Here is a 17,365-nt window from a genome sequence, read left to right as displayed (position 1 = left end):
ATCTTAAAGATTAAATAATATCTTAAAACGCATTCAATCTCAAAGTTGAATGCGTTTTTTTTGGTCTAAATGTTAGGTTTAAAAAGTGTTCTAGTCTTTCCATCCCCATGGAGCAGTTGGTGTTGCTACTGTTTTTGTTAGATCAAATTTTACGGTAAACAATCTATCAGATCCTAAGCGTCTTAAATTATAGGTAAACGAGGTCTGATCAATAGTAATCCACCATACATTAGTAGCAGCGTTTGGAATTAAATTTAATGTTTCTTGATCTGCTGGAAAAAACTGAATACCAGCACTGCCTGAATTAGGACTCGTACCACCGTACTGTGTTACTTTGTCTTCAGTACCATCTTCGTGTCTGTGATCGTGTTTAAGTTTAATTCTATCGTTTTCAAACGTCAAAACCCAAGTTCTTGATTTGTCTTCGCCAACAAAAAAAGGAATTTTAATGGTATTTTTGGTACAACTTCTTACATGCATTACTAGTTTTTTATCCCTAAAAGTATCATTAGAAGCGCCTTCTTTAATTTCTCCTTCAAACGATTTTCCACAATGTTTTTGTAGGTTTTCCCAAAATTGTTGTGCGCCCGTTTTTTCTTGTGCTTGAAGTGTTAACTGAGTTAACAGCACAAGGGCAACTAATATTTTTTTCATGTTTTTTTCTTTTTGCTAATGTAAGGAAGTTACGGTACGTATAGAATTGTTATTTTTATAGAAAATTAGAAAAAATGAAAATAGCCTTCATTCAAGCTCCGTTGTCATGGGAAAATCCAAATGGAAATCGTGTATATTTCGAATCCAAAATCAATGAAATACAACTTGATGTACAATTAATAGTCTTGCCAGAGATGTTTACTAGTGGTTTTACCATGAATCCTGAACGTGTTGCTGAGGGTATGGATGGCGAAACCTTAACTTGGTTAAAACAACTTGCTGCCAGTAGAAATTGTGCTTTTATGGGTAGTCTCGTGATCACAGAGGGAGATCAGTTTTTTAACAGGTTCGTTTTTGTTGCGCCTTCTGGAAAGGTAGAGTATTATGACAAGAAACATTTGTTTACACTTTCTGGTGAAAACGTACCCTATGTTGCAGGTAAAGAAAAGTATATTATTGAATATTTAGGTTGGAAAATTTGTCCTTTAATCTGTTATGATTTGCGTTTTCCTGTTTTTTCCAGAAACACAGAGGATTATGACTTATTAATTTATGTAGCCAGCTGGCCAAAAACAAGAGTAAATGCTTGGGATATTTTACTTCAGGCTAGAGCTGTCGAGAATATGTGTTATGTTATAGGAGTTAATAGATTAGGAACTGATGGTAATGGGTATGAATATGTAGGGCATTCTCAAGCCGTTGATTTTTTAGGTCATTATTTACAAGAACCAACTCAAACGCAGGGCAGTTTTGTAGTGTCATTAAACAAAGAAAAATTAATAGAAACAAGACAAAAACTAGGTTTTCTCAATGATCGAGACACATTTGAACTAAAAGACAACTAAGGTTGTTTTTTGTTTGCTGCTTTCTTTTTAATTTCGGGGGTGTACGGAATACTTAAATCAAAAAGTTGATTGACGTCCCAATTGGCACGAACATCTATTTCTTTCGAAAAGTAAATTACTTCTTCGGCTTGCAGTTTATTGAGGAAATTTCCCGGATCCCACTTGCCGTTTTTATTGGAGTCATAAGTGGCTCTAAGCGTGTATTGTGCGGGCTCTACTAAGTTGAAATTGACAGTACTGTTTTCTGTGGTGTATTCAGAGGCTAGCACATCTCCTTTTGCATTTGTTAACTCAATAAGTACGGGAAAACTTTTTACTTTTTGAAGATTTACACTCAAATTTCCGTATTCTGAAGTGTTTCGGGTACTGAATTTATACATTAAGGTGTCATTCTTTTTTTCAAAAAAATCAGTAAAAGCTTCAGGTAAAATGGTCATTACGTAGTTTTCTGAAGATTCTTTTTTAAAGTCAAAATACAAGCGTTGATTGTATTCGTCATATTCTGTTTTAAACGGAATTGATTTTTTGTTTCTATCCAATAAAGTTATTTTCTCGTTTGCAATATTAATTAATGGCGTACTAGTTTCAAGAGTAAACTGCTCTCTGAATTTCAAGTCGCCCATTTGTAAAGGAGTAATATTTAAAGTATCTTTTTTTTGATCCTTAATTTTAAAGGAAAATTTAGTTTCATACTTATCTTTTTTTACAAATAACTTCAAGGAATCTGTTTTAATAGGTTTATACCATATTTGGAGTGAATCCTTTTTTGGAAATTTTGTAACCAAGTGATTTATTTCGGTAGCATTATCTTTTAATGTTAATTTAGGTAAATCTTTAGGGTTGTCAATTGTTCCCTCATAACCCATTATGAGTTTGTTGCCGGCAGCTTGTACTGGTCTAATAGCCTTAAATGGTAGCTTTTCTCTGAAAATTTCTAGTTCATAAAGCGTATCGTTTGGTACAGATATAAATTCTTTTACAAACCCAATCTTGTCTTTCTTAGGGTCAAATTTATTATTGTTATTATAATCCTTAAGTGCAACAAGCAAATATTTCCCCGCTTTAAGGTTTTCTAGTCGGAAAGTTTTTAAGCTGTCAAGAGTATTTGTGATGTATCTTGGATTTTGTTTGTAAATTACTGAGTCATTAAATTTGTCGTTTACATCATACAGCATAACCGAAACGAAAGACTCTACTTCTTTGTCAAGAGCACTTTTTATGGTTCCTCCTAGTTGCAAAGAATCAATTGTTGACCCTGTAGAGAACACATATTTGAACTGGTTTAAGGGATTTTCTTCGTTATTATCAGCAATACTTTGTCCAAAATTAAGACTGTAAGTAGTATTGGGTTGTAAAGTATCTTTGAGCGTAATTGTTATCGTTTTTGTGGGTGTGGTAGGTATAATAAGCGGTTCATTTTTCATGGGAGGAGAAATGATAAGTTGCTTATTTAAGTTTTTCAATTTAATATTTTCGTCAAATACCAATTGAATCTTGTTTCCAGTGAAATTGGTATTAAAATTTTTAGGAAAACTTACCTTAAGAATTGGCGCAATGGTGTCTTTTAGACCTCCAGTAGTAGTGCCTCTTTTTGCACAACTAGCTAAGATTATTAAAAAGAGAAAAAAAGTATATTTGAGATTGTTTTTCAACATGGTAAATTCTGATTTCAGTTTACAAAATAACGACTATAATTTATGCTTTCGAAATATTTTAAGGATTTATTATCAATAGTAGCTGCAATAGATTAGTGATAATTTTGGTCTACGAATATAAATACTAATTTTACATAATTGGCTGCTTAGTCAAAAAACAGGTTGTTTTAAAATATAAATAAATTTATTCATGAGAAAAATAGAACACATAGGAATTGCTGTAAAAGATTTAGAGGTATCTAACTTGGTTTTTGAAAAATTGTTTGGAGCACCAGCTTATAAATTTGAAGAAGTTCTGAGCGAGGGTGTCACTACTTCTTTTTTTCAGAGCGGACCCAATAAGATTGAATTACTAGCTGCAACTCATCCGGATAGTCCAATAGCTAAGTTTTTAGAGAAAAAAGGTGAAGGGATTCATCATATTGCTTTTGATGTAGCAGATATTGAGTCAGAAATTGTTCGATTAAAGCAAGAAGGCTTTGTGGTCCTTAATGAAACTCCGAAAAAAGGAGCTGATAATAAGCTAGTTGTGTTTTTGCATCCCAAAAGCACAAATGGAGTTTTGATTGAACTGTGTCAAGAGATCGTATGATTTTAAATGCTATGTAGTGTAGGTCGTTAGTATTCAATGCATTCGGATTGCTTTGAGATTTTTTTTATAAAAGAGTAAAAAACTATGTCAAATTTATTTGTAGCAATTAAAAAATAGTAGTAATATTGCAACCTCATAACCGGTCCTATAGCTCAGCTGGTTAGAGCACCTGACTCATAATCAGGTGGTCCCTGGTTCGAGCCCAGGTGGGACCACTGTTAACGTTTAAAAAGCCTTACAAACATTGCGTTTGTGAGGCTTTTTTGTTTTTAGGGGACGAATGAGGGGACGAAATTTTAGCTTTGTTCGTAAATATTAATTCAAAGGGATTTTAAAAAATGTAACTTTGAAAAATCAATTTGAACGAAATAAAAAGAATATGAAAAAAACTATAAAGCAAATAGCTCAGGAAGCTTTGGAATTAGAAAAGTTAGTAATAAATGAAGCAATTGCTAAGGGATCTGCATATGAGTTGCTTACTTCAAAAATAGAAGTGCTTGCGCAAAGATATTCTGCTAGTTTAAGATTAAGAATTGATGAAAGAAAGGAAGAGATGGAATTAGATGATAATTCTCATTATCTAGTTTATAAAGTTTTAGGAATAGGCACAAAAGAAGGTAAGGATATTGATGTTTTTCAAAATGCTGGACGTTTCCTTTATAAATATGCTGGTTCATTCCTTGAAGAAGCCGCCTCATTGTGTTTAAAGTTTAAAAATGTTGAAGGAGGAAAATTATTAATCGATAATAATCAAGGCGCTAGACCAAGAACTTTTGAAATAGATTTTTTGGACAATAAGAATGCTATAGAAATTAAATGGAGAGACGCTACTACTGATGGAGATCATATTACCAAAGAGCATACAAGAGTTAAATGTATTAGTAGTTATGATTATATTCCAGTTAGAGTAATGTTTTATTATCCTCAGCGAACTCAAGCTAAAAGGGTTCAGGAAACTTTAAAATCAATATATAAGAGCTTTAACGGAGAATATTATGGGGGAGAAGAAGCCTGGGATTATATCAAAAAATATAGTGGTTACGATTTAAAAGAAATATTGACAGTTATAGCGAGTAAAAGATTACCAGAAGATGGAAATTAATAAAATTTATTTAGGGAATTGCATAGAGACAATTAAGGAAATTAAATCGGATTCCGTTGATTTAGTTTATTTTGATCCTCCTTTTTTTACGCAAAAAAAACATAGTTTAGTCACTCGCGATTCATCGAAAAAGTATGAATTTAGCGATAGCTGGGAATCTCTTGAGGAATATATTCATTTAATTGAGCTTTGTTTAATTCAGTCGAAAAGAATATTAAAAAAATCTGGAAGTGTCTTTTTACACTGCGATAAAATTGCATCTCATTACATTAGAGTAGTACTGGATAAAGTTTTCGGCATGGAAAATTTTCAAAGTGAAATCATTTGGAGTTATAAAAGATGGTCAAATTCAAAAAAGGGACTTTTGAATTCTCATCAAAATATATATTTTTATTCGAAGAGTAATAAATTTAAATTCAACACTTATTTTACAGATTATTCTGCCACAACAAATATTGATCAAATTTTGCAAGATCGTGAGAAAACTTCTAAAGGAAAAACTGTTTATAAAACAGATATAGAGGGAAATCCTGTAATTGGTAAAGAAAAGAAAGGAGTTCCTCTTTCAGATACTTGGGAGATACCATATTTAAATCCTAAAGCAAGAGAAAGAGTTGGGTATCCAACTCAAAAGCCCGTTTTGCTATTAAAAGAAATAATTAAAATAGTTACTGATGAAGGGGATTTAGTTGTAGATCCTTTCTGTGGCAGTGGAACAACTTGTGTTGCCGCCAAAGATATGAACCGTAATTTTATAGGAATAGATGTTTCCAATGATGCTGTTGAGCTGGCTAATAGGAGATTGGAGGAAATGATAATCACGACTTCTAATTTACTAAAAAGAGGTGTGGATAGTTATTTTGAGAAAGCAGATAATGATATTGCTTTATTGAAAAGTATTGATGCTTTTCCTGTTCAGAGAAATTCGGGAATTGATGGTTTTTTAAAAAATCATTATGAGGCTAAACCAGTTCCTGTTAAAATACAAGGAGATTTAGAATCATTAAATGATGCAATAAAAAAATTAGAAAATGCTTGTACTGGTAAAGATTATAAATTAAAAATTGTTGTTCAGACAAAAAAAGAAATATATAATGATCGATCCTTTGAATATGTCTCAGATGTTAAAATTTTAAAATCTGACAGACTTAAAATTCAAGAGTTATATGATAAAGAAATTAATGTTAATGATAACTTCTAATTGATTTATCTAAATATTATCCTATTATTTAAAATGGTTTGTTTTAAATAATAGGATTTCTTTCTAAATATTTGTGTTTAAAATATAATTACGTAAAAGTTTGAGCTTTATCGTTTTGCTGTAAAATTTCAGCAAATTCAGGATTGAGATTAATGAAATTCTGAATTATATCAGTCATGATTTTCTTTACAAGAATTCTTTCTTTTTTGTCCTCAATCTCATTTGCTGATTCTAAAAGTTCATTAAATGAAGCTCCATTATTAATTAGAAGAGCAATTAGATATTCGCCAAGGATTATATCTTCATTATCTGAATTAAATCTTGTGAATTTTGTGTTATTTGGTAATTCTTTCAATTCCGTATTATTATTATTCATATTCATATTTTGTTTAGTTAGGGATCGCTTTATTCTTTTCGTCTAGTCTTTTATAAAGAGGTAGTGTTTGTCTGTTTAGGTTTATCATTTTTATATTTATAATCATTCTATTGCTGTGGTCTTTTACTTCAAATTCCTTGAGTACTGCATCTAGTTTTTTAAACTCATCTACAAAACTCGAATCGGTGTAAAAATCGGTGTACAGTTCCGAAACTTGTCTTGAGCAGTTCCAAACTTGACATTTAAATTTGTCGTTGTTCTTAGTTACATACTTGGTAATATAAGAAGCAATTGACCTTATGTTATTCGAGTTTAGTTGTCTTACATCAAAAGCAGAAGAAGGTTTGTAATTCTCATCTCTAGGTATGATTCCGTTTTTTCGTTGTAAGTCAAGCCAGTAATTCCACCATTTTTCAATTTTCCAATATTTGTTGGTTATCATGTGAAAGTGAATATTACCCTTGAATGTATCATTTTTGGTTTGTCGTTCAGCTACCCAGATGTATTGAAAGTTTTCACTTCGTTTTTTAACGTTATCGATAAATTTTCGCAATATGTTTACTGCTTGTTCGTCTGATACCTCATTTAAAAATGTGAGCGTAACAAAACTTAATCTTTTGTAGCATCTCGCAAAACAGATTAATTTCTTTCTTATTTTTTGTTTTGACCGTTTAGACAAAAAGCGAAGTTTGACTTCTTTCTTTTTATCTGCTTTTGGTTTGGGTTTAGGTGTTGTTTTCTCATTTGAATTTTTTTCTGCTGGAGGTTTCTTTTTTCGTTGAAGTGCTGAACCAGTGAACTCTTCTTTGGGAATTACTCCGAATTCTCGAACTGAAAAAGCAACGCTAGTACCGTATGTATTTTTGACTATCATAATCTGAATCGTTGTACATTAATTAAAACCATTAAAAGGTTATTTATTAATGGTTATTAACTAAAGGTGTTTAATTATTAAAGGTTAAAAAAAAAGTAGTACTTAGATAAATGGGGGTATAAAGTTGCCTTTATAGAATCGCTTTATATATTTTCCTGTTCTTCGTTCGTAAACATTCATGTATGACCACGTAGGATGGGAATTGTTCAAAAACATTGAGAAACCGTTTAGCTTGTGAACGTAATTCCATTTTTTAGGTTTTGTTTCGTTTTCTAGAAATACTATAACTGAATAATCGTTTTTATTGGCTTCCATTAATTGCGCCCTCTTTGATTAGATGAAACAATAACTTTTAAAGCGTTTTCTATATCTTCTTGTTTATAGAGAACTCTATTGCCAATACGATAAGCACGAATGATTCCCTCTTTAGTAAAAAGGTGAAGTGTAGGTAATGAAATGTTTAGAATCCTAGCGGTTTCTTTTCTTGATTTTAAATCCTTATCTGTATTTTTGATTGGATTTGAAAATTCTTTGACAGCTCTTTCAAATGCTTTATTTATTGCATTTTCGAAGTCTGATAATTCGAATGTGTGGAATGTTAAATTTGCCATTATTTTACTGTATTTAAGTTTATAATGGCAAAGATGAGATGAAGAGTAGCGAGTAGTGTTTATGTGTAGTACTACAAGTTTTTATTTTAAATTCGGAATTTCTTTTTCTATTTCTTCTGCAATTTCGTTTAAACCAATGCTTTTAAATTGATTGTGTAGATTTTCAAAGTGCTTTTTATTTCGTACAGGATTGTTAACTGCATTTATGTATAATGTTCCTAGTATCTTTCTTGTGTTTTGTTCATCTAGCCCTAAAATAACACTAAGTATTTTTGCTATTTTATTGTCGTTAAATTTACTGGTGTCCATTCCTAACAAATTGAGAGCAAGCATTTTTTCTTGATGATTTAGTGCTATAGAGGGTTTTGCTTTTGTAGAAAGTAAAACTTTTAGCCATGTGTAGTATTTAAATAGTTCAATTGCTTGGTCTGCGGAACGCTGTTTTAAATGCTGTGTTTCTTCGTTTTCATCATGTAATTGTTCAATAATTGTTTTTTCTTCACTATTTAAATATTTATAAAAAGCATCATGAAAAATATTTCTGTCAATATAAGTTTGACCTAAGTCGAAGACTTGAGGAGTTTTATTTACGTTAGCTTGAATTGGTTGTCTTTTAAATGGGTTTCTTAAAACAGGGACGTTGTAAACATATTCCTCAACGGCTTTAATTTCATTTTCGATTTTTAAATTTCTATTAAAATTATTTTGAATAGTTAAATCAAATTTCTCTTGTAATGTATTTGCTGTAATTATTTCCATTATTTAAAAAAAGCATGAGTTAGTAATTTGTCTGCATTTTGTTCTTGAGTAATTCTTATGTATTGCATAAAAGAACGCTCTGTTTTATGTCCTGTTATTTTCATTATTGAAATTGCGGGAATATCTGCAATATATAAATTTGTTGCAAAACTTCTTCGGGCTGTATGGGTAGAAATAAGTTTGAATTTTGGGGATACTGATTTTTCGAGTTTTCCGCCTCGTGTTATGGTGGTTTCTATTAATTCTTTTATGTTGGCTAAACTTGCAACTTCTTTTAAGTAAGTATTCATTACTTGATTAGTGTATGCCTTAGGGAGTTTGTTTTTGTACTTCTTTAATATAGTTCTAACCGTTTTGTGTAATGGAATTGCAACACGCTCACTGGTTTTTTGAGTTCTGATAAAAAGCATTGTATTGTCAGCGTTTATATTTTCAGGTTGTATTTGTGTAAAATCAGAAAATCTTAAACCAGTATAACACCCAATCAAAAACAAATCTCTTACTTTATCTAGTCTAGGAGTTGCGCTTAATTTTAATTTTTCGAATTGTTGTAGTTCTTTAATACTTAAATAAACTGTATCAGATTCTTCTCGAATGGTTTTAAATTTCTTTTTTCGAAACTCTAAATTCTCATTGATACCTCTTTCGGTTGCTTCGTTCATAAAAGATTTAATCGTCTTAATATGTTTTCCAACGGTATTGGCTGAAAGTTTATGATCTTGCGATAGAAAGGCGGTATAATGATTGTAAAATTCTAAAGTGATACTTTCAAAATCAATAGCCTTGTATTTAGAAGAGTATTCTTTTAGGTATTTATACGTTGTATTATAAACCTTAATTGTGCCTTCTCGTTTGTTTAATTTACTTTCAGTAATATAGTCATCAACAAAAGATAAAAAAGATTTCTTTTTAGGCTTTAAAATATGGTCGCTTAATTCGTTTTCAAGTTCTTTTTTTAAAAGAATGTTGTTTGGTTGGATGCCATCATTGAGCAATCTTCTAAAAACATTTTTAATTCCATTTTCAATTTTATCTAATCTAGTGTTGAATTCGGGATATTCTTTAAATTGTTTAGTTTCTTTGACGCGTTGAGTTAACGGATTCCAAAATTTGGGATTTATTTGTTCACCAGTTGAATATTTGAATCTGCTATATTGATAATTATAAAGTAGATAAATCAAAGTATCGCTTTTTGAATTCGGTTCTTTTAATATAAATTTTGCTTTCGACATACCTTAAATTTAGAGAATGTAAATCTAAGAATATTTTTCTAGGGGACGAATGAGGGGACGAATTTTTTTGTTTTAATCATTTTTGCCCTAATTCTATATTATTTGAAAATCAATAAAAATAAGGCTTAAGCCTATTAAATACGGTAAAATAGGGTAAAATTTAATCAAACAACATGGGGTGCAGGTGGGACCACATTTAACACTTAAAAAGCCTTATAAACACTGCGTTTGTAAGGCTTTTTTATTTTTAGGTGTGTTAGAGATTTATGGTGATGTCTGTTTCATTTTAAATCCTGAAGTTAAAGTAGTATATAAAATGTTTGTTTGCATAGTTGTTACTTGTTGTAGACTTTTAAAAGAGTTTTTCTAAATACAAAAGTTATAGAGCTAGATTTAGTGTAATTCTTGTTTTAGTGAGTATTTGTTATAATAGCAATAAGTAGGCATGTTATTGATAAAAAACAAGTTATTGTAATTTAATTTCTTTTTTGTGTCGTTAATTTTATTTATTTTTGTGTCGACATGAAACAACTATCAAATAAATACCACCTTTCGTTTGTGTTGACTTTTGCTTTTGTAATTTTTGCAAAAGCACAACCGCCACCACCACCTCCGCCAGGTGCGCCGCCACCTGTATTTCCAATTGATGACTGTGTTTTTGTGGTTATGATATTAGCTGTTTTTTTAGGGATTTATCTCATTATTTATAACACAAAAAAACCTTTAGGAAGCTAAAGGTTTTTTTTGTGGGTGTTATTTTGTACTGTGAAGCCGGGATACGTATTTACCAATAACATCAAATTCTAAATTTACTTTAGTGCCAACTGTAAAAGTGTTGAAGTTGGTATGCTCATAAGTATATGGGATAATTGCGACGCTAAATCTATCTTTTTGTGAATCTACTACGGTTAAACTTACTCCGTTTACAGTAATAGATCCTTTTTCGATTGTTATATTATTCAAATTACTGTCGTATTCAAACGTGTATTTCCAGCTCCCGTTCGTTTCATCGGCTTGAATGCAAGTTCCTACTTGGTCAACATGTCCTTGTACAATATGTCCGTCAAGCCTATCACCAAGCTTCATAGCGCGTTCCAGGTTTACAATATCATTTGCACTCCAGTGAGATAGGTTGGTTTTTTGTAAAGTTTCATCTATGGCAGTCACTGTGTAGCGGTCATCTTGTATGGCTACTACTGTCAGGCATACGCCGTTATGTGCTACGCTTTGGTCTATTTTAAGTTCGTTTGTTATAGAGGAACTGATGGTAATATGCACATTAGAATTCTCTTTTTGTATTTCTTGGATAGTACCAAGTGTTTCTATAATTCCTGTAAACATTTCTTGTTTTATTTTACTAAATTTGCAGTTCAAAATTAGCAATAAATAACGGTAGTCATGGTGAAAAATGCAGAAAATATAATTGTAGGGATTTCTATAGGAGATTTAAACGGTATTGGAAGCGAGATAGTTTTGAAAACATTTGAGGATTCTCGAATGTTAGAAATGTGTACTCCAGTTATTTTTGCAAATGTAAAAATGTTAACTTTTATTAAAAAAACATTTCAATCGACATCATTGTTGCACGGAATAGACAAGTTAGACCAACTTGTTCATGGTAAAATTAATGTTTTAAATGTTTGGAAGGAAGGAGTTGAATTAAATCTTGGCAAATCTGATGTTAAAGCAGGAGAGTATGCAATAAAGTCTTTTGTAGCAGCTACAACAGCGCTAAAGGAAGGTGGAATTGATGTGTTAGTAACTGCTCCTATTAACAAATCTAATATACAATCGGAAGATTTTGCATTTCCGGGACATACAGATTATTTGGATCAAGAATTAGAGGGAAATGCATTGATGTTGATGGTTCAAGATAATTTGAGAGTAGGTTTGCTTACAGATCATATTCCTTTAAGTGAAGTTGCATCGCATCTTACTGAGGAGTTAATTGTTAGAAAGATAGAAACAATCAAGCAATCTTTAATTCAAGATTTTAGTATTAATAAGCCGAAAATTGCTGTGTTGGGACTAAATCCTCACTGTGGCGATGGCGGAGTGATAGGGAATGAGGAAAATTTAGTTTTGAAACCGGTTTTAAAAAAAATATTTGATCAAGGAACACTCGTCTTTGGACCTTTTTCAGCAGATGGTTTTTTTGGAAGCAATCAATACGAAAAATACGACGCTATAATAGCAACCTATCATGATCAAGGATTGATACCTTTTAAAACATTGTCTTTTGGCAAAGGAGTAAATTATACAGCAGGTTTAAATAAAATTAGAACTTCGCCAGATCACGGGACGGCTTATGAAATCGCGGGTAAAGGTATTGCTGATTTCAATTCATTTAAAGAGGCGGTTTATTTAGCTATTGATGTGTTTCATTCTAGAAATCAATATGCCGAAATCAGTAAAAAACCGCTTAGAATAAAAGAAAAACAGTTGTGAACAAAAAAAAGTGAATAAGATTATTAGATTTGCAATAAATTTATATCTTTGCACTCCCGAAGTTTAGGGTCAAATTGTGGTTAAAATGAAGAACACGAAAGAATATTTGATACCTTTTATAGGTTTAAAGCTAGGGAAACATAATTTTGAATATCAAATTGATAATAAGTTCTTTGAAATCTTTGATTACAATGAATATCAAGATTCAAATATCAAAGTAAATGTAGTTTTAGATAAAAAAAGTACATTTCTAGAATTAAGTTTTAAACACAAAGGATACGTAAATGTTCCTTGTGACTTGACCAGTGAAGATTTTAACTTGGCTGTAAAAGGAAAAATGAAACTTATAGTTCGTTTTGGTGAAGAATTTAACAATGATAATGAGGAGTTATTAATACTTCCTCACGGAGAGTTTGAGATAGATATAGCGCAATATATTTATGAAATGATTGTGTTGTCAGTTCCTTTAAGACGGGTTCATCCTGGCGTAAAAGACGGTACTTTGCAAACAGAAGCTTTGCAAAAACTAAGTGAACTTGCTGTAAGCGAAGAGAAAGAAGAAATTAAAGAAGAAGAAAATATTGACCCGCGATGGGACAAATTAAAGCAACTATTAACGGATAAATAATATAGTAAAATGGCACATCCTAAGAGAAAAATCTCCAAAACAAGAAGAGATAAGAGAAGAACACATTATAAAGCTACTGTAGCACAAATTGCAACTTGTCCTATCACAGGAGAAGCGCACTTATACCACAGAGCATACTGGCACGAAGGTAAAATGTATTACAGAGGGCAAGTTGTTATAGATAAATCTGTAGCTGTTGCTTAATACATTACGGTAAATGATATTCGAACTCTCACATCGTGAGAGTTTTTTTTGTTGATTATAATTAGAGCTAATTATAAAACAACACATTCAGAAAAAAATGAAAATTTTTTTGTAATTTTCACGTCTTTTAAAAAATTTTCAAATGGAAACATTTGACTTGAAATAAATGCAACAATGAATACAATCACAGCCGCAATAACCGCTGTTGGTGCCTACGTACCTGATTTTGTACTTTCGAACAAAGTATTAGAAACAATGGTTGATACCAATGACGAATGGATTACTTCACGTACAGGAATTAAAGAAAGAAGAATACTTAAGGATACCGATAAAGGGACCTCTTTTTTAGCTATAAAAGCTGCTCAAGATTTGATAGCAAAAGCTAATATTGATCCTCTTGAAATTGATATGGTGATATTGGCCTCAGCTACACCAGATATGCCTGTAGCTTCAACTGGAGTTTTTGTAGCCACACAAATAGGTGCTACAAATGCATTTGCATATGACTTGCAAGCTGCATGTTCTAGTTTTTTATATGGTATGTCAACCGCATCAGCTTACATAGCCTCAGGAAAATATAAAAAAGTACTGTTAATAGGTGCTGATAAAATGTCCTCAATTGTAGATTATACAGATAGAGCTACTTGTATCATTTTTGGTGATGGTGCAGGAGCCGTATTGTTTGAGCCTAACTATGAAGGATTAGGTTTGCAAGACGAATATTTGCGTAGCGATGGAGTAGGTAGAGATTTTTTAAAGATAGATGCAGGAGGGTCACTTAATCCTACATCATATGAAACCGTAAGAGACAATAAGCACAGTATTGTGCAGGATGGTAAAACTGTTTTTAAATACGCAGTTACTAACATGGCCGATGCTAGTGAATTGATATTAAAAAGAAATAATTTGACCAATACTGATGTTGATTGGTTGGTTCCTCATCAAGCAAATAAACGTATTATTGACGCTACAGCAAGCAGAATGGAACTTGAAGACTCTAAAGTACTTGTAAATATTGAAAAATATGGCAATACCACGTCAGCTACTTTACCCTTAGTTTTATATGACTTTGAGCACTTGTTAAAAAAAGGGGACAACATAATATTAGCAGCATTTGGTGGTGGATTCACTTGGGGATCTATCTATTTAAAATGGGCATACGATAAAAAATAAATTTAAACTAAAAACAAATAATCATGGATTTAAAAGAAATTCAAAATCTAATCAAGTTTGTAGCAAATTCAGGTGTTGCAGAAGTTAAATTAGAAATGGATGATGTAAAAATTACCATTAGAACCACTTTAGAAGGAAATGTAACTGAGACTACATACGTGCAACAAATGCCAGCACAAGTTGCAATTCCTCAGGCAGTAGCGCCTCAGCAAATTGCTCCAGTTGCAGCAACTCCAGAAGCACAAGTTGTAGAAAACGCACATTATATCACTATTAAGTCACCAATTATTGGAACTTTTTATAGAAAACCATCACCAGACAAACCAATGTTTGTTGAAGTAGGTAAATCAATTGGAAAAGGTGATGTTTTATGTGTAATTGAAGCCATGAAATTATTTAACGAAATTGAGTCTGAAGTTTCAGGTAAGATTGTTAAAATATTGGTAGACGATATGTCGCCAGTTGAGTTTGATCAACCGTTATTTTTAGTTGATCCATCATAAAGAAATTTTAAACTAAAAAATTATTTTTGATATCGAATATTTCGAAAATCAATAGAACTTAGATTTAAAATTTACATTTAAAATTTCAAATAAGATGTTTAAAAAAATATTAATTGCAAATAGAGGTGAGATTGCATTGCGCGTTATTAGAACGTGTAAAGAAATGGGCATAAAAACAGTTGCAGTATACTCTACTGCTGATGCTGATAGTTTGCATGTGAAATTTGCTGACGAAGCGGTTTGTATAGGGCCACCTCCAAGTAATTTATCTTACTTAAAAATGTCAAATATTATTGCAGCTGCCGAGATTACAAACGCAGATGCAATTCATCCAGGCTATGGTTTTTTATCTGAAAATTCAAAATTTTCAAAGATATGCCAAGAACACGGAATCAAATTCATTGGGGCTTCTCCTGAAATGATTGATAGAATGGGAGATAAAGCTTCTGCTAAATCAACAATGATTGAAGCAGGTGTTCCATGTGTTCCAGGTTCTGTTGGGATTTTAGAATCGTACGAACAAGCGTTACAATTAGCAAGAGAGTTCGGATTTCCAGTTATGTTAAAAGCTACTGCTGGAGGTGGAGGAAAAGGAATGCGTGCCGTTTGGAAAGAAGAGGATTTATTGAAAGCATGGGAAAGTGCTCGTCAAGAATCGGCTGCAGCATTTGGTAATGACGGAATGTATCTTGAAAAATTAATCGAAGAACCACGTCATATCGAAATTCAAGTTGTAGGTGATGCTTACGGTAAAGCATGTCACTTATCTGAAAGAGATTGTTCTGTTCAAAGACGTCATCAAAAACTTACCGAAGAAACGCCTTCGCCTTTCATGACTGACGAATTGCGTCAAGCTATGGGTGCAGCAGCAGTAAAAGCAGCTGAGTTTATTAAGTATGAGGGTGCCGGAACAGTAGAATTCTTAGTAGATAAGCACCGTAACTTCTACTTTATGGAAATGAATACGCGTATTCAAGTGGAACATCCTATAACGGAGCAAGTAATTGATTATGATTTGATACGTGAGCAAATATTAGTGGCTGCTGGTGTACCCATCTCAGGTAAAAATTATTTGCCACAATTACACGCAATTGAGTGCCGTATAAATGCAGAAGATCCTTATAATGATTTTCGACCTTCACCAGGAAAAATTACTACGTTGCACATGCCAGGTGGACATGGAGTACGTTTAGATACACACGTGTATTCGGGTTATACAATTCCTCCAAATTATGATTCAATGATTGCAAAACTGATTACTACTGCTCAATCTCGTGAAGAAGCTATTAGTAAAATGAGAAGAGCTTTAGACGAATTTGTTATAGAAGGAATCAAAACGACAATTCCATTCCACAGACAATTAATGGATGATCCACGTTATATTGCGGGTGATTACACCACCGCTTTTATGGATACTTTTAAAATGAACGATCCAGAATAAACACTTGTTTGTTGAATAATATAAAAATCCCGTCAAATATTTTTTTGACGGGATTTTTTTTGATACTACTGTTACTATACTATTTAGACTTATAAAAGGAACTAAAGAAGTGGAATGCATTTTTTTATACCATACAAATTATTTAGTTCGGCTACTCTCATGATTTTTTAAAAAGAACCTTCCATCAGTGTAAGGTTCTTTTTGGTTATGGATTCAAATAAATTTAACCAACTGTGTATTTATTACACAGTTTTACATTATTTTTTCTCGTTTTACACAGTACAGACTTAAATGTAAAATTTGTAACTAGTTTAAAAATAGTTAATTATGACAATGGATAGTTGTGTTTTAAAATTGGTATGATTATTCTATTATCATTAGTATTAAAACTAATTATATAATCTTAAATATCACATCACATGAAAAAGTTAATCGTATCAGCAGCAATTGTCTTGGGGAGTTTTTCAACTTTTGCAACACCAGTTCTAAATGCAAATAAAGAATTGCAAACAGTAAATGTGCAAGAGGAATACACAGAAGTTAAATTAGAAGAAGTTCCTACAGCTGTAAAAGAAGCATTAAAAAAAGCATATCCTGAAGCAGTTTTAGATAAGGCTTATGTTAATCCTAAAAAAGAGTATAAACTAGACATTACTATCGGGGACAAAAAAGGAAGTCTTTTTGCAGATGAATCAGGAAAATGGATTCAAAAATAAAGAGTATACATAAACATTAAAAATTAAATATCATGAAAAAGTTAATAGTATCAGCAGCAATTGTTTTGGGGAGTTTTTCAACTTTTGCAACACCAGTTCTAAATGCTAAAAAAGTATTGCAAACAGTAAATATGCAAGAGGAATACACAGAAATTAAACTAGAAGAAGTTCCTGCAGCCATAACAGAAGCATTAAAAAAAGCATATCCTGACGCAGTTTTAGATAAGGCCTATGTAAATGCTAATAAAGAGTACAAATTAGACATTACACAAGGAGACAAAAAAGGAAATTTATTTGCCGACGCAAACGGGAAATGGATTCAAAAGTAGTCTTTTGTGATGTATCGAAAAT

Annotated in this window: 21 protein-coding genes and 1 tRNA gene; 14 read left to right on the top strand and 8 right to left on the bottom strand. The window is 31.8% G+C overall.

The window, feature by feature from the left end; all coding sequences use genetic code 11:
* Positions 1 to 90 precede the first annotated feature (90 nt).
* Positions 91 to 654 carry a hypothetical protein gene (locus tag K5V07_RS14140; RefSeq protein ID WP_221917988.1) on the bottom strand — a complete coding sequence of 188 codons (564 nt, stop codon included), beginning with the start codon at positions 652 to 654 and terminating at the stop codon, positions 91 to 93.
* A 74-nt stretch (positions 655 to 728) separates the two neighbouring features.
* On the opposite strand from K5V07_RS14140, the gene K5V07_RS14135 reads away from it, so the two are divergent.
* Positions 729 to 1,499, top strand: a complete 771-nt coding sequence (locus K5V07_RS14135; protein ID WP_221917987.1) for a nitrilase family protein — start codon at positions 729 to 731, stop codon at positions 1,497 to 1,499.
* Here the strand turns inward: K5V07_RS14135 and K5V07_RS14130 are convergent.
* The gene (locus tag K5V07_RS14130) at positions 1,496 to 3,154 is read right to left on the bottom strand and encodes an Ig-like domain-containing protein (protein ID WP_221917986.1); all 1,659 of its coding nucleotides are present in this window, start codon (positions 3,152 to 3,154) and stop codon (positions 1,496 to 1,498) included. The genes K5V07_RS14135 and K5V07_RS14130 overlap by 4 nt on opposite strands.
* A 190-nt stretch (positions 3,155 to 3,344) precedes the next feature.
* On the opposite strand from K5V07_RS14130, the gene mce reads away from it, so the two are divergent.
* The 4 genes from mce (at position 3,345) to K5V07_RS14110 (ending at position 6,049) form a co-directional block, all read left to right on the top strand.
* Positions 3,345 to 3,746 carry a methylmalonyl-CoA epimerase gene (mce, locus tag K5V07_RS14125; RefSeq protein WP_182649708.1) on the top strand — a complete coding sequence of 134 codons (402 nt, stop codon included), beginning with the start codon at positions 3,345 to 3,347 and terminating at the stop codon, positions 3,744 to 3,746.
* Positions 3,747 to 3,887: 141 nt separating this feature from the next.
* Positions 3,888 to 3,961: transfer RNA gene (locus tag K5V07_RS14120), tRNA-Ile, on the top strand.
* Positions 3,962 to 4,092: 131 nt separating this feature from the next.
* The gene (locus tag K5V07_RS14115) at positions 4,093 to 4,848 is read left to right on the top strand and encodes an ApaLI family restriction endonuclease (protein ID WP_255577975.1); all 756 of its coding nucleotides are present in this window, start codon (positions 4,093 to 4,095) and stop codon (positions 4,846 to 4,848) included.
* A complete protein-coding gene (locus K5V07_RS14110) occupies positions 4,838 to 6,049 on the top strand; it encodes a site-specific DNA-methyltransferase (RefSeq protein ID WP_221917985.1) in 1,212 nt (403 codons plus the stop codon). Before K5V07_RS14115 ends, K5V07_RS14110 begins: the two co-directional genes overlap by 11 nt.
* 88 nt (positions 6,050 to 6,137) lie before the next feature.
* Here the strand turns inward: K5V07_RS14110 and K5V07_RS14105 are convergent, their stop codons facing one another.
* The 5 genes from K5V07_RS14105 to K5V07_RS14085 all read right to left on the bottom strand — a co-directional run bounded on the left by K5V07_RS14105 (position 6,138) and on the right by K5V07_RS14085 (position 9,901).
* Positions 6,138 to 6,425 carry a hypothetical protein gene (locus K5V07_RS14105; RefSeq protein WP_221917984.1) on the bottom strand — a complete coding sequence of 96 codons (288 nt, stop codon included), beginning with the start codon at positions 6,423 to 6,425 and terminating at the stop codon, positions 6,138 to 6,140.
* A 13-nt stretch (positions 6,426 to 6,438) separates the two neighbouring features.
* Complete coding sequence (locus K5V07_RS14100) at positions 6,439 to 7,299, bottom strand: hypothetical protein (RefSeq protein WP_221917983.1); 861 nt, start codon at positions 7,297 to 7,299, stop codon at positions 6,439 to 6,441.
* A 314-nt stretch (positions 7,300 to 7,613) separates the two neighbouring features.
* Positions 7,614 to 7,910: a helix-turn-helix domain-containing protein gene (locus K5V07_RS14095; protein ID WP_221917982.1), complete on the bottom strand. Its 297-nt coding sequence runs from the start codon at positions 7,908 to 7,910 to the stop codon at positions 7,614 to 7,616.
* Between the two features lie 81 nt (positions 7,911 to 7,991).
* Positions 7,992 to 8,669 (bottom strand): hypothetical protein, encoded by a 678-nt coding sequence (locus K5V07_RS14090; protein WP_221917981.1) that lies wholly within the window; start codon positions 8,667 to 8,669, stop codon positions 7,992 to 7,994.
* Positions 8,669 to 9,901 (bottom strand): site-specific integrase, encoded by a 1,233-nt coding sequence (locus K5V07_RS14085; protein WP_221917980.1) that lies wholly within the window; start codon positions 9,899 to 9,901, stop codon positions 8,669 to 8,671. The genes K5V07_RS14090 and K5V07_RS14085 overlap by 1 nt, the downstream gene beginning before the upstream one ends.
* A 522-nt stretch (positions 9,902 to 10,423) precedes the next feature.
* Here K5V07_RS14085 and K5V07_RS14080 point away from each other — a divergent pair.
* Entirely contained in the window at positions 10,424 to 10,636 is a 213-nt protein-coding gene (locus K5V07_RS14080; protein ID WP_144894141.1) for a hypothetical protein, read from the top strand.
* Positions 10,637 to 10,654: 18 nt separating this feature from the next.
* On the opposite strand, the gene K5V07_RS14075 is transcribed toward K5V07_RS14080, so the two are convergent.
* Positions 10,655 to 11,242 (bottom strand): riboflavin synthase, encoded by a 588-nt coding sequence (locus K5V07_RS14075; RefSeq protein ID WP_182649704.1) that lies wholly within the window; start codon positions 11,240 to 11,242, stop codon positions 10,655 to 10,657.
* 57 nt (positions 11,243 to 11,299) lie between these two features.
* On the opposite strand from K5V07_RS14075, the gene pdxA reads away from it, so the two are divergent.
* The 8 genes from pdxA to K5V07_RS14035 all read left to right on the top strand — a co-directional run bounded on the left by pdxA (position 11,300) and on the right by K5V07_RS14035 (position 17,343).
* Entirely contained in the window at positions 11,300 to 12,349 is a 1,050-nt protein-coding gene (gene pdxA / locus K5V07_RS14070) for a 4-hydroxythreonine-4-phosphate dehydrogenase PdxA (RefSeq protein WP_221917979.1), read from the top strand.
* An 85-nt stretch (positions 12,350 to 12,434) separates the two neighbouring features.
* The gene (locus tag K5V07_RS14065; RefSeq protein ID WP_221917978.1) at positions 12,435 to 12,977 is read left to right on the top strand and encodes a DUF177 domain-containing protein; all 543 of its coding nucleotides are present in this window, start codon (positions 12,435 to 12,437) and stop codon (positions 12,975 to 12,977) included.
* A gap of 9 nt (positions 12,978 to 12,986) precedes the next feature.
* Positions 12,987 to 13,181: a 50S ribosomal protein L32 gene (rpmF, locus tag K5V07_RS14060; protein WP_007137315.1), complete on the top strand. Its 195-nt coding sequence runs from the start codon at positions 12,987 to 12,989 to the stop codon at positions 13,179 to 13,181.
* 174 nt (positions 13,182 to 13,355) lie between these two features.
* Positions 13,356 to 14,354 carry a beta-ketoacyl-ACP synthase III gene (locus tag K5V07_RS14055; RefSeq protein WP_144894149.1) on the top strand — a complete coding sequence of 333 codons (999 nt, stop codon included), beginning with the start codon at positions 13,356 to 13,358 and terminating at the stop codon, positions 14,352 to 14,354.
* 23 nt (positions 14,355 to 14,377) lie between these two features.
* Entirely contained in the window at positions 14,378 to 14,857 is a 480-nt protein-coding gene (gene accB, locus K5V07_RS14050; protein ID WP_221917977.1) for an acetyl-CoA carboxylase biotin carboxyl carrier protein, read from the top strand.
* A gap of 94 nt (positions 14,858 to 14,951) precedes the next feature.
* Positions 14,952 to 16,298: an acetyl-CoA carboxylase biotin carboxylase subunit gene (gene accC / locus K5V07_RS14045; protein WP_221917976.1), complete on the top strand. Its 1,347-nt coding sequence runs from the start codon at positions 14,952 to 14,954 to the stop codon at positions 16,296 to 16,298.
* Positions 16,299 to 16,717: 419 nt separating this feature from the next.
* The gene (locus tag K5V07_RS14040; protein ID WP_144894155.1) at positions 16,718 to 17,014 is read left to right on the top strand and encodes a hypothetical protein; all 297 of its coding nucleotides are present in this window, start codon (positions 16,718 to 16,720) and stop codon (positions 17,012 to 17,014) included.
* A gap of 32 nt (positions 17,015 to 17,046) precedes the next feature.
* Positions 17,047 to 17,343: a hypothetical protein gene (locus tag K5V07_RS14035; RefSeq protein ID WP_144894156.1), complete on the top strand. Its 297-nt coding sequence runs from the start codon at positions 17,047 to 17,049 to the stop codon at positions 17,341 to 17,343.
* Positions 17,344 to 17,365: the final 22 nt, after the last annotated feature.

The sequence above is a fragment of the Flavobacterium sp. CHNK8 genome (assembly GCF_019774515.1).
In the GTDB taxonomy this organism is placed as follows: domain Bacteria; phylum Bacteroidota; class Bacteroidia; order Flavobacteriales; family Flavobacteriaceae; genus Flavobacterium; species Flavobacterium tiangeerense.
Note: the sequence above shows the minus strand (reverse complement) of the source record. Positions and strands in the feature narration are given on the sequence as shown.